This is a genomic window from Mucilaginibacter sp. P4_D1 (assembly GCF_056401935.1).
In genome coordinates, this window is record NZ_JBFUIJ010000007.1 from 147,871 (window position 1) to 161,473 (window position 13,603).

Genomic DNA, 13,603 nt, shown 5'->3' on the forward strand with positions numbered 1-13,603 from the left:
TAGATGAGATGGCTTCACCACTTTTTGCTGCGCTTTAGTTTTTATCAGTACATTATAGAGTGGACAAAGTATATCATTCTGCCAGGTTTTCGCCCGCTGCCACTATATACGGTTATTGACTTTTTTATCAAAGAGATAACCAAAACGTCGTTAACAAACCGCGCCTATGCACTGGCTTATAGTTTTATGCTGGCCGTATTTCCTGCAACAATTTTTTTGTTTACACTAATCCCCTATATCCCCATAAAACACTTCCAGGGTACGCTATTAACCATTTTGGCATCAGTGATGCCTACAAACGCTTATTTAGCCTTCAGGGAGACGCTTATAGACATTATCAAGAATCAAAACGGCAAGTTGCTTTCGTTCGGTTTTTTATCAACCATGTATTTTGCCACCAACGGTGTAATCAACCTGATGAAGGCCTTCAACAAATCATCGTTAATTATCGACAGGCGAACCTGGCTCAAACGGCGGCTGGTTGCTACCGGCATCACCATAGCCATTAGCATGGCACTTTTTATTTCGATAGCCATTATGATTGCCGGCCAGGCGGTTATTCACTGGATTCAGCTGCATGTCAATAAAGAAAGCCATTTTTGGATCTATCCTATCATGCTGTTCCGGTGGATCATGATCATCATCATTATTTTTGTAAGCATAGCCTGGTTGTACCGCTATGGTCCCGCCCACAAAAAGCGCTGGAATTTTATAACCCCAGGCTCGGTACTGGCTACTGCGCTGGCTGTGCTTACCTCTCTTGGATTTTCCTATTACATCAACAATTTTTCATCGTACAACAAGGTTTACGGATCAATCGGGACGCTGATTGTGGTGATGCTTTGGATGTATATAAACTCGCTTATTTTACTCATCGGGTTTGAATTAAACGCGTCGGTTGAGCTTTCAAAACGCAGTTTAAGGGTGGTAAAGCCACGTTTTAACAGCTTCAGGCAGAAAAAAGCCGAGCATTTGAAAAATTAATTAACTGACTATCAAAAACTTAATGCGATATGTTAAGAAAATGAAAAAAAACCATTTCGATACTTGTCAATCCGCTCCGGATTTGTACTTTTGTCCCCGGAGAGCTGGCAGAGTGGTCGATTGCGGCAGTCTTGAAAACTGTTGAACTGTTAAAGGTTCCTGGGGTTCGAATCCCTAGCTCTCCGCTGAATAAAAGCAGTCCCGCCCAAGCGGGATTTTTGCTTTTATAACCCCGGAGAGGTGTCAGAGTGATCGAATGTGCCTGATTCGAAATCAGGTGTACTGTTACAGGTACCGGGGGTTTGAATCCCTCCCTCTCCGCAAAACAAATACATCAAAAAAGCCTGTAAATATTAGTTTTGCGGGCTTTTTTGTTTCCACGAAGGTTAACCCTATTCAGGATGGTTAAAGTTTTTCACTCAAAGTTCCTGAATTTACTAACAGTTTTTGGCGGTTATAAGTGCCCCACCACCACCTTACCCAAGCTTTTTCCGTAACCATTTCCTAACCGGCTCATCATACCATTTCAATGCAGCATAGGCCAAAACTATTGCACCTGTTAAAATAAGCAATGCATAAGGCCAGGCCTGTACAATTGTAACGCCTTTATGATTACTGATCCAGGCTACGTAAAAATAAACAAGCGGATAATGCACCATGTAAAGTGGATAGGATATATCACCTAAGAATTTGCATATTTTGTTCTCGGTTTTAGTTTGTATCACGCCGTTGGCGCCAAGGTATACGATAAGTGGAAAAACAATGATAATACAAACAGATTCATATATCCCGTTCATCCAAAGATGGCCGGCGCCGCCAATGCGTGGCATATAAAGTACAATAGCCACTAAAAGGCTGCACCATAAAAAGGCATTTTTAATTTGAGCTGGTTTCACTACCCGTGAAAGTAACAGCCCGGCAAAGAAAGGATACATGGTACGGGTAAGCCCAATGCGTACCTGTTGCACATTCAGTGTCCAGCCACCACTCACGTCGCCGTTTGTGATTGCCATGTGTGCGAGTAAGATAGCAGCGATGACTACTAAGATACCTAATGCCGTTTTGGAAAATTTCCTGATCCAGATAGCATAAAGAATATTGGCAATGTATTCAAAGAACAACGACCATCCCACGCTATTCAAGGGGTGCATCTCTTCCCAGCCACGTATATCAAGCGATAACGGTACAGGCAGGATAGTATAACCGATGAGCATCACCAGCAACATTTTCCAGGCAGGAATGGTGTGAATAAGCGGCCATAGCGTAGAATCGGTAAAATAGAACCCAATGGCGCCGAGAGTCATCCCCAAAACCACCATTGGTTGAAGGCGTTCGATACGGCGTTTGAAAAAACTGCCGATCGTCATTTTATTCCATCTGTCGTCATAAGCGTAGCCAATTACAAAGCCCGACAATAAAAAGAAAAAATCTACAGCCAGATAACCGTGATTGACAATAATATCTAAATGACCGGTAGCTAATGGCTCTGTAAGGTGAAAGGTTACAACGATAATAGCTGCAACACCGCGAAGACCATCTAATATGGGGTAGTGTGGCTTGGTGGCCAGTTCATTATTATTCATTGCAAAACAGGATAAACAGATTTATAACTTATAACCAGCGTAAATTATAAAAAAGAATGCATTGGTGCGCCAATGTTTCAGCCTAAGCAATCACCGGCAATATCAAGACTCGCGCCACATCAAGAGGCTTCATCCCAGGGTCACTGTAGTTAATAAGTTTTTTATATATTTTACAATTAAAGTAATAACTTCATAATCAATTTACTGGCAACTAAACCATGTTTCTTTACCTAACTTAAACATGTGTAAACCTTTACTTATGTTGGGCATAGCCTCTATCTTTTTCGCTCAGGTGGAAAAGGTGATTGCGTATGGCCAAATGCTTCATAGCGGCCAACACAATATTGCCCAAACTTTTTTTACTAAACATAATTATATCCAGACAAATGGTGCTACTTCAGGTAGTTATGGTAGAAGCAATGCTGTTTTATCATCTTTTTTTACTGATATCAGTGCTAATAACACTTTCGCCAATATTGTTAAAAATGTAACCGCAAAATATGCTAACAAGGTAAAAACGGCGTTTGCCGGGCCCGATATTATTACCAGCCCCGCAAGTGGTATCATTTCAGCCTGCGTTGGCTCACCGTCTGCAAGTACCCAACAGTTTACTGTTTCGGGGAGCAATTTATTTGGCAATATTAGGGTTGTGGCACCAGCCGGCTTTGAGGTTTCACTTAACACTACCAGCGGGTTTGCCAATTTGGTGACCATAGTACCAACAGGCGGTTTGGTTAACAGTAAGATAATATATGTGCGGACCGTTGCCGGCGGTGCTGCTACTAATCTATCCGGCTTTGTAACAGTAATTGCAACAGGAGCTGCAACAACAAAAGTAGCCGTAGAAGGTACGATTTATGCACTGCCGACTGTCGACCATATATCAGACCTGATTTTCGCCAACGGCGACCTTACTACGCCCATAAATTTTACAGGCACCGGCAACACCTTTTATTGGACAAATGATCGGCCTGGAATCGGCTTGTCGGCGAGTGGTGGCGATAACATAGCCCCTTTTGCTATCGTAAATACAGGATCGAGTCCTGTTGTTGCACACTTAAGCGTTACTTCTCAGACGGCCAATGTTGCCTATATACCAAATTATGGTTCAAACACTGTTTTGGCGGTTAACACTATTACCAACAAAATTATTGACACGATACCCGTAGGCGCCGATCCTGGCTTTGTTGCCATAAGTCCAGATGGAAAGAAAGCGTACATTGCAAACATTTCGGGTATAAGCCTTTCTATTATCAACACGCAAACCAACCAGGTAAAGGATATATCGATTTTTGACAATCCTACAGGGGTACTATTCAGCAACGATGGCACCAGGGCGTATGTTACCGGCGCAAGCGGTTCGTGTACAGTGATAGACGTGGCAAATGACGCCGTACTAACAGCCCTTACATTCCCCTCGGGCGGTGCCGGGCTGGCTTTAAGCAACGATGGAAAATGGATTTACGTTGCTACCTTTGCCACCGGCGATGTAAGGGTTTATGATACAGATAATAACGCCGAAATTATTAACATTCCGGTTTCGGGAGCGCGTTATGCTGCAACAAGTTTGGATGGCGGGAAGATATATGTAACCGGAAGCAACTCCAATAACGTTTACGTAATAGATGCTGCAACAAATACCCTCTCGGCAACAATCAGCTTAACTACTGATGCAGAAGGTATTGTTGTAAGCCCGGACGGCAGCCGTATCTATGTTACCAATCAATCTGCCGGAACCGTTACGGTGATTGACGCCACCAACAACTCGGTTATGACCGCATTACCAGTCGGCAAATCACCCGCGGGGATTTCTATTACTCCGGATGGAAAATATGTATATGTGGTTAATGTTGATTCCGGCACGCTGTCAATCATCAGAACTTCAGATTACACGGTAACGGCTAATATACCCTGTGGCACATCGCCTCATGCAATAGGCAATTTTATAACGCCCGGCATAAATACCTGCGTCAGTAATCCAACTGATTTTAAGATTACGGTTAATCCCTCGCCTACCGCCATTACACCAGGCCCTGTTGGTGGCCTTATTACAACATGTATAGGCGCCCCGTCAACCAGCACCCAGCAATTCACCGTATCCGGCAATAATTTATCCGGCAATATCTCGGCTACATCGCCGGCGGGCCTGGAGATATCATTCAACGAAACCAGCGGCTTTGCCGACGTATTGAGCATTATACCAACCGGCGGCGCGGTGACTAATAAAGTTGTTTATGTTCGCGCTAAAGCGTTGGGCTCGCCGGCTAACATTTCGGATTATGTGGTATTAAGCACAGCAGGGGCGGCAAGCAAAAACGTTGCGGTAAGTGGTGTAATTAATGCCCTGCCCACCACCAATGCTACCGGTAACCCGGTGTACAACAATGGCGATGTAACTGCTGCAATCACCATTAACGGCACAGGTAACACCTACACCTGGGCAAACGATACTCCTTCTATCGGTCTTGGGGCAAGCGGTGCTGGCGACATACCATCATTCACGGCTGTAAATACAGGCGTTGCGCCTGTAAAAGCTACTATCACCGTTACACCTTCGTCGGCAGGATATCTATACCTTACCAGTAAAAACAGTGTTATAATGGTGAATGCCGATAGTAATAAGCAAACAGGAACTGTAAACACAAGCGGGCAACCCACGGGGATAGCCGTCAGCCCGGACGGGACTGTCGTGGCTGTTACGGATTTCACCTCAAACACGGTTAAATTCATAAGTACTATTACCCATAGGGTAGTATCAACTGTTAATAATATCCCATCGCCTATAGGAATATGTTTTTCTCCAGACGGTAAAAAGGTTTATATCGCTAATGAAAACGCTTTTAATGTTTCAATTATCGATGTAGCTACAGGCACAGCTGAGCCACCTGTTCATGTAGGGGTTTACCCTTACGGCATTGCCGCAAGCCCTGACGGATCGACTGTTTATGTTGGCTGCATAGGAGAAAATGCTATAATTGCCATTGACACTAAGACACATCAAACAACGCCCATTAAGGTAAAGTTTGGCCCAACAGGCATTGCCGTAAGCCCGGATAATAGCCGCGTATACGCCACCAGCGCACAATATAACGGCTTGCTTAAGGTAGTAAACACAGTATCAAAGTCTGTTATAGCCAACATTCCTATTGGCGATGTGTCTACCGGTATTTGTGTTAGCCCGGATGGTAAACGGGTATATGTTGCCAATACCCGGAGCAACAATGTAATGGTAATAGACGCTGAAGCCAACAAAGTAATCACTACCATACCCACAGGAAATCATCCGTTTGGTGTATCCATAACGCCCGATGGAAAATATGTATATGTGGCTAACGAAGACTCGAACAACGTAGACGTTATCAGTACAGCCGATAATTCGATACGTAATATCATTAGCGTAAATGGGCAACTCAGTACATGTTTAGGGAATTTTTTTGCTCCCGGTACCGGATGTACGGGCACCCCAACCAGATTTACCATAACAGTAAACGGATCGGCGGCTATCACGGCCGGCGCTGCAACAGGTAACATATCAGCCTGTATCGGCTCGCCGTCAACAAACACACAACAGTTTACTGTTTCTGGCAGTAACCTATCAGGCGATATTACAGTTAAAGCACCCGCCAAATTTGAAGTATCGCTAAACCAAACCAGTGGGTTTGCAAATTCGGTAATCATTGTACAAACCAGCGGCACGGTAACTAATAAGGTGGTTTATGTTCGTGCAGCGGCATCAAGCCTGCCGGGTAATATTTCTGATAACGTGACACTCTCCTCTGCAGGGTTGCCCGATAAAAAAGTTGCCGTAAACGGGGTAATCCATGCCTTGCCGATTGCAAATCAAATAACTGATCAAAGTTTTAACAACGCCGGGACAACCAATGCCATTGGTTTTACCGGAACAGCTACAGCCTACACATGGACTAATGATAGCCCCTCAATTGGTTTGCCGGCCAACGGCAGCGGCGACATCCCATCGTTTACGGCCATCAATAACGGCCAAACCGTACTTACTGCCGTCATAACAGTTATACCATCTGATGCTTCATGCAGTGGCAATTCTATCACCTTCAAAATTAACATCAATCCCCCCACTCCTTCTTTAACCGTTAGCCCGGTAACCGGTAATATAACTGCGTGCCAGGGATCGCCGTCTGCCAACCCCGATATTCAGCAATTTTCTGTCGCTGGCAATGACCTTAAAGGCAATGTTCAGGTAACGGCGCCTGCCAAATTCGAGGTGTCAGTTAGCCCAAACAGCGGCTTTGCAAATCCCATAGTCATCGCTCAAACGAATGGCACGATTACAGATAAGGTGATTTATGTTCGTGCGGCGGTATCAAGCCTGGCGGGCAATATTTCTGATAACGTGATACTCTCTTCTACAGGATTGCAGGATAAGCAAGTTGCCGTAAACGGGGTAATCCACGCCTTGCCAATTGCAAATCAAATAAGTGATCAAAGTTTTAACAATGGCGAGACCACCGATGCCATTAGTTTTACCGGAACAGCTACCACTTACATATGGACTAACGATAGCCCCTCAATTGGTCTGGTGGCTACAGGCAGCGGGGACATCCCAGCGTTTACGGCCATCAATAACGGCCAAACCGTACTTACTGCCGTCATAACAGTTACACCATCGGATGCTTCATGCAGTGGCAATTCTTTCACCTTCAAAATTAACATCAACCCTCCCATTCCATCGTTGACAATTAGCCCATTAACCGGTAATATAACCGCATGCCTGGGATCGCCGTCTGCCAGTCCTGATGTTGAGCAGTTCACCGTTGCAGGTACATACTTGTCCGGCGACGTTCAGCTAACAGCGCCTGCAGATTTCGAGATATCGGTTAATCCAAATGTGGGGTATGCCAATACACTAACGCTTGTGCAAACCGCCGGCAAAGTTAGCAGTACCGTTATTTATGTCCGTTCCTCGGCTGTAGCATCTGCCGGTAATATTTCAGGGCATGTTACCATATCCTCTGTGGGCGCATCCAGTCAAACTGCTAACGTAACCGGTACAGTCAGCGCACTACCAGTGGTCGACCAGATACTACCGCTAAGCTTTGACAACGGGACAACTACAACGGCCATAAACTTCAAAGGTACTGCTACAACTTATACATGGACAAATGACAATCCAGGCATAGGTTTGCAGGCCGGCGGTATTGGTAATATACCTACCTTTACGGCTGTCAATAACTTAACAACAGCAATTACCGCCACCGTAACAGTGACTCCATCAAACGGACCATGTACAGGTACCCCTGTTATTTTCAAAATTACTGTAAACCCTACGCCGGCACCGGTTATTACATATGCAAGTAACTTATTGCCGCTTAGCACCATGTACGGCAGGGCATCCGCTTCAGGCACTTTCGATGTATCAGGAGATAACCTTGTATCGGCCATAACTATCACCCCGCCTGCAGGTTTTGAAGTGAGCACCGATGGTACCAATTTTAAAAACACAGCCACCATAGGCGACCCCGGTACGCTTAACACCACAACTGTTTACATCAGGCTTGCAAAAACCGCCATTGTTGGCAATTATACCGGCAATATCGTACTAACGTCCAATGGATTGACAAACAACCTGGCCATGCCAAACAGCACCGTTTTACCAGCTTCAATGACCGTTACTGCCGATAACAAAACGCGCCCATTCCAATCAAAAAACCCTCCTCTTACAATTACTTACAGCGGTTTTGTAAATGACGAAAATGAGTCGGATCTTATAAAAAAACCAGAGGTACAAACAATCGCTACATTTGCGTCGGCTGTTGGGGAATATGACATTTCCTTTACAGGCGAGGCAGAATCCCTTAACTATAGTTTCACTTATGTTCCTGGAGTACTTGCCATAACATCAACAGCAGTTGTTGTTGTTAACACCTTCACACCTAACGGCGACGGAACAAACGATACATGGGCAATAAAACACATTGAATCCTATCCAAATTGTATTGTCAATGTATTCAACCGCCTGGGTGCCAAGATATTTTCGTCTGTTGGTTATGGCGAACAGTGGGACGGCAAGTCCCGCGGAGGTCCTGTTCCCGTGGGCACCTACTATTATACCATCAATCTTAACGACGGATCGCCGGTTAAGGCGGGATGGGTAGCGATAATAAGGTAAACGCGTTCTTGATATCAGCGTACGAAGAGAACTTCAAAAGCGGGCTCTTACTATCCACTCCGCCATTATACCGATAATCCCATCATTTGTACCGGCCTTCTGACAAACACCTACAAGCAATGATATTACTTAAGTAAACTATTGAAAATCTGCTTAAAAACTACGGCTTCTTGAGGGCAAACCATTTCAAAACGGACTTGGTGTATCCTTTATCTTCTATTTTCGGAATTTATTTAACCCCAACTTGTTTCAAAATGCTGCCCGTGAACGTACGGGTATCGGGCCCGGAATAATTATTTAATAATTATTTCGGGTTAAACATCAATATTCGTTCGTTATATTTAAAATATCGTTTACTTTAGCCCAATTAAATGTTAAACTGTTAGCAATAGAATCTTTTTTTAATAGATAATGAAATATTAAATCAAAAAAAATGTTATAATGCTAATTGAAGTATTTTCCGATCCGTCGAAAAAAAATAATAATTTATAAATATTATGCCGCCTACTACCTACACCTTATCATTAAAAAAAACACTATTAATAATTTCCCTATCCTGCATTACTGCACTGCGAAGTTACTCGCAAACCGTTTCAGTTGGTACTTATACTGAGGATGTTGCACGCAGGGAGCAAATTTTGGGCAAGAGCGACAATCCATTTTCTTTCACTATTCGCCCTGTAAACAGTCATTGGAGCAGCGATGGGTCAGACTCCGTAGTGCAGAAACTGACAGGAAGCACCCAATATGCAAAATTCAATTTCATGGGTATTCCATCAGGAATACAGGCGCTGCCTTTTAATTGGCTCAATGAATATAACCTTAAAAGGCCGTATGGATATAACAATGGCTCGTTATATCCCAACGCCGGTTATCAAAGTATGCTCAGCGGAGGTTTTTTACTTAAGGCCGGCATCCTTAATATACAGGTTAAACCAGAATTAGTGTACGCCCAAAACAAAAGGTTTGACACTTTTGCGGATGTACAGGCTGCCAATAATTTGCCCGCGCTTATGGGTGCTTATTTTGGCACAATAAACGGTATTGATGCTCCTGAAAGATTTGGAAATAAATCTATAAAACATTTGTACCCGGGGCAATCTAAAGTAACGCTAAATTATAAAGGCGTTGAAGCAGGCGCATCAACAGAAAATTTATGGTGGGGCCCTGGTATAAAAAACTCTATCATGATGAGTAACTCGGCACCGGGCTTTTTGCACTGGACATTTAATTCGGCAAAACCCCTCAAAACAATTATAGGTTCCTTTGAATGGCAATTGATAGGTGGAAACTTAAAACAATCGGGCTTTACGCCTGATGACGTAAGTAAGTTAATTTATGGCAGCAACCTATATAGTCCAAAACCCAAAGTTACCAGGTACGTGTCTGCCTATACTATTAACTGGCAACCTAAATGGTTAAAGGGGCTGTATTTAGGAGTAAGCAGTTATACTTATATGGATAAGGATTCTATGTATAATAAAAAAAGCATAGGTCGAAAACTATTTCCGGTAATTACAGGCTCGTCCCTGGCAGCAAATGATGTTAATAACGCTACAAAAGGAGATGGACAAGATTTTGCGTATGCGTTTAACATCAGGCAACTTTTACCACTGTACCAGGCCGAAATTTATTTTGAATGGGCACGGAATGACAGATCGGCCAATGCCAATGATTTTATTCAGGACCCGGGGCATTCATCGGCCTATACACTGGGGGGCAGAAAACTATTTGAGTTAGGAAATGAGGCCTATTTACAATTGAAAACCGAAATAACTTCACTTCAAAGGTCACCAAGCTTTTTGGTAAGAGACGAACCTACATGGTACGAGCATCTTCTAAGCCCCAGAGACGGATATACAAACAACGGACGTTATATCGGCGCCGGCATTGGGCCTGCAGGAAATAGTTTTGTACTGGATATTAGCTATTTAAAAAAAATGAATTCTTATGGGGTTACGCTCGAAAGGCAATTACATAATGATGATTTATATTACAACGCGTTTGCCGGCACCGGTATTTATAACTTGCATTGGGTTGATCTTTCAAGCACCTTTTACAGCAATGTTAAATTAAAACGATACCTGTTCTCGGCTGAAATCTCGCCGGTTTACTCCTTGAATTACGAATATAAAAATGGCGACAGCTTCAATTTACATGCAAGACTTAATGTTACTTACTACTTCAACTGATTGATATAGTTGTTGTTATTTGTCGTTTTTTGAGACAGAATTAACTTTTAACTAAAAAAAGCATCATCGTTCTTAATAATCTCAATTTAGTTTACTTTTGCAAAATAATATCACCTATTCCAATATTATATTAATTGCCTTTAATGGTTACTTATGAATAAATTTCGCTTTCGTCTGTTTTTAATTTGTTTCACCATTTTTTGTTGTTCAGCTAAATTTGTTTCTGCTCAAACTAATCTGCAAAACATATCATCAATAAACGTTGATGATGTTTCAGATCAACAGTTAACCCAGGTGCTGCAACAAGCCCAAAATGCCGGGTTAAGCGATGCTGATTTGATACAGCAGGCACAAAACAGAGGTATGTCGGCCGGCCAGGCACAAAAATTACAGTTGAGGATAAAAAATATCCGCAGTAAATCAAGTGCATCACAAGCAGGTGCTACGGATAGCATCACTGCACAGGAAGGGCGGCAACTTAACTACCAACCCGATAGTGTTGATACATCATCAATACACAGGGACATATTTGAAAGTCTTAAACCGAAGATTTTTGGGGCAGATATTTTTAAAAACAAAAACAATTCATTTGAGCCCAACCTCAAGCTGGCTACCCCGGTAAATTACATTGTTGGCCCTAATGATCAGCTTAACATAAATGTTTACGGCAGCTCATTAGTAAACTGGAAACTGGAAGTATCTGCTGAAGGCAATATCAATATACCCGGTGTAGGTGTTTTAAATGTTGGCGGCAAAACTATTGAGCAAGCAACCTTAGCAATAAAAAGCCGGCTTGCAGCAAATAATTACGCTATTGGCCGCGGCACAAGCGTTCAGGTTACCCTGGGAAACATCAGGAGCATAAAGGTAATAATTATTGGGCAGGTGGTTAAGCCGGGCACTTATACGTTGTCATCGCTCGCAACGGTTTTCAATGCGCTTTACATGGCTGGCGGCCCAACTGACAATGGTACTTTACGGCAAATTGAAATAATAAGAAACAACCGCATCATAAGGCATCTTGATGTTTATGATTTCCTGGTGAAAGGAGATCAAAAAAACAATATCGCGTTGCAGGATCAGGATATTGTGCGTGTGCCAACGTATAGAACGAGAGTTGAACTGACCGGGCAGGTAAAAATTCCGGCATTGTTTGAGGTTTTGCCGGGCGAAAATCTTGATGACATTATAAACTATGCCGGCGGCTTTACCGACAGCGCTTATACCGCACGCATAAAGGTTTCGCAGATAAGTGACCAGCAGCGGAAAATAACGGATGTTATAGAAGCCGATTATAAAAACTATATACCGCTGCGAGGCGACAAATACACTATTGAATCGGTTATCAACCGGTTTCAAAACAGGGTTGTTATTAACGGGGCGGTTTTTAAGCCTGGCGAATACGAGTTGCAAAACGGGTTAACTTTATATCAGTTAATTGAGAAAACAGCGGGATTAAAAGAAGACGCATTTACAGACAGGGGTACAATTACACGCCTAAAGCCCGACAACAGTACCGAAATGATAGGTTTTAGTGTAAAAGATGTGATTAATAAAACAGTTAATATTCCGTTACAGCGTGAAGACATTATTAACATATCATCAATTTTTGATTTGCGTGATAAATATGTAGTTACTATTAATGGCAGCGTACGGAAGCCGGGAAAGTTTGCCTTCTCTGAAAACATGAAAGTAGAGGACCTTATTTTAAAAGCGGGCGGCTTTGCAGAGGGCGCCAGTACCAGGCGAATTGAAGTGGCCAGGAGGATATCTGATGCCGATCCATCATCTAAAAGCAGCACTGTAGCCCAGGTTTTTAGCGTTAATATTGATGGCCCGCTAAAGCCCAATGATGCCAATTTTGTTTTAACACCCTTTGATATTGTATCTATATATAGTTTGCCTGGTTACGAAAAACAAAAAACAGTTAAAATTGAGGGTGAGGTATTATATCCGGGATCATACACCATAAAAAGTAAAAACGAAAAAGTATCTGACCTGATTGCACGGGCTGGAGGACTAACTGCATCGGCAGATGTTGAAGGGGGCTCGTTAAAAAGGGAGAATATCGCCATTTTGGGTATTGATAAAAACAAAGCAGATACTGCAGCCCTAACACTGGAAAGGGCAGCAATGGCAAACAGGCTTAAAAGAACTTATAAGGATTCGACAACCAATGCCGATACGCAGCAACGCAATAACTACGTAGGGATTGATCTTGGCGACATTTTAAAAACGCCAGGCTCGAAAGGTGATTTATTGCTGGAAGATGGCGACATTTTACGGGTGCCTAAACAGCAGCAAATAGTGCGTGTTAATGGCCAGGTTCTTTATCCAAGTGCGGTAGTTTACGATAGTTCAAAATCGTTTAATGACTTTGTATCTAACGCCGGAGGCTACGGCCCGGAGGCGCTACGAAGAGGCGCTTACATTGTATACCCTAACGGAACCGTAAAGGGTACCAGAAAGTTTTTGTTTTTTAATAATCACCCATCTGTTAAACCAGGGAGCGAAATTTATGTGCCTAAGAAAGCTGAAAGCAAAAACAATACAGGCCAGTTAATTTTAGGTTATACTACAGGTTTAGCTTCATTAGGCGCAATTATTTTGGGTATATTAAGTTTAAATAAATAACCGTTAATAATTTATAAAAAAGCACTCAGCAGGGTAATTATTGAATACCTGGGATAATGCGTTTT

Annotated in this window: 5 protein-coding genes and 2 tRNA genes; 6 read left to right on the plus strand and 1 reads right to left on the minus strand. The window is 42.9% G+C overall.

All coding sequences use genetic code 11. The annotated features are described in order from the left end of the window. Positions 1 to 3 precede the first annotated feature (3 nt). From AC1DV1_RS09400 to AC1DV1_RS09410, 3 genes are all read left to right on the plus strand, one after another. Positions 4 to 984 (plus strand): YihY/virulence factor BrkB family protein, encoded by a 981-nt coding sequence (locus AC1DV1_RS09400; RefSeq protein ID WP_477357978.1) that lies wholly within the window; start codon positions 4 to 6, stop codon positions 982 to 984. A 98-nt stretch (positions 985 to 1,082) separates the two neighbouring features. Beyond that, positions 1,083 to 1,169: transfer RNA gene (locus AC1DV1_RS09405), tRNA-Ser, on the plus strand. A 49-nt stretch (positions 1,170 to 1,218) separates the two neighbouring features. After that, positions 1,219 to 1,305 (plus strand) — tRNA-Ser (locus AC1DV1_RS09410). Between the two features lie 155 nt (positions 1,306 to 1,460). Here the strand turns inward: AC1DV1_RS09410 and AC1DV1_RS09415 are convergent. After that, positions 1,461 to 2,567 (minus strand): acyltransferase family protein, encoded by a 1,107-nt coding sequence (locus tag AC1DV1_RS09415; RefSeq protein WP_477357981.1) that lies wholly within the window; start codon positions 2,565 to 2,567, stop codon positions 1,461 to 1,463. 241 nt (positions 2,568 to 2,808) lie between these two features. On the opposite strand from AC1DV1_RS09415, the gene AC1DV1_RS09420 reads away from it, so the two are divergent. The 3 genes from AC1DV1_RS09420 to AC1DV1_RS09430 all read left to right on the plus strand — a co-directional run bounded on the left by AC1DV1_RS09420 (position 2,809) and on the right by AC1DV1_RS09430 (position 13,538). Further along, a complete protein-coding gene (locus AC1DV1_RS09420) occupies positions 2,809 to 8,712 on the plus strand; it encodes a beta-propeller fold lactonase family protein (RefSeq protein ID WP_477357984.1) in 5,904 nt (1,967 codons plus the stop codon). A 497-nt stretch (positions 8,713 to 9,209) separates the two neighbouring features. Beyond that, positions 9,210 to 10,904 (plus strand): capsule assembly Wzi family protein, encoded by a 1,695-nt coding sequence (locus AC1DV1_RS09425; protein ID WP_477357987.1) that lies wholly within the window; start codon positions 9,210 to 9,212, stop codon positions 10,902 to 10,904. Positions 10,905 to 11,057: 153 nt separating this feature from the next. Then, on the plus strand, positions 11,058 to 13,538 hold the full coding sequence (locus tag AC1DV1_RS09430; protein WP_477357990.1) for an SLBB domain-containing protein: 2,481 nt from the start codon (positions 11,058 to 11,060) through the stop codon (positions 13,536 to 13,538). The last annotated feature ends 65 nt before the right edge of the window (positions 13,539 to 13,603 follow it).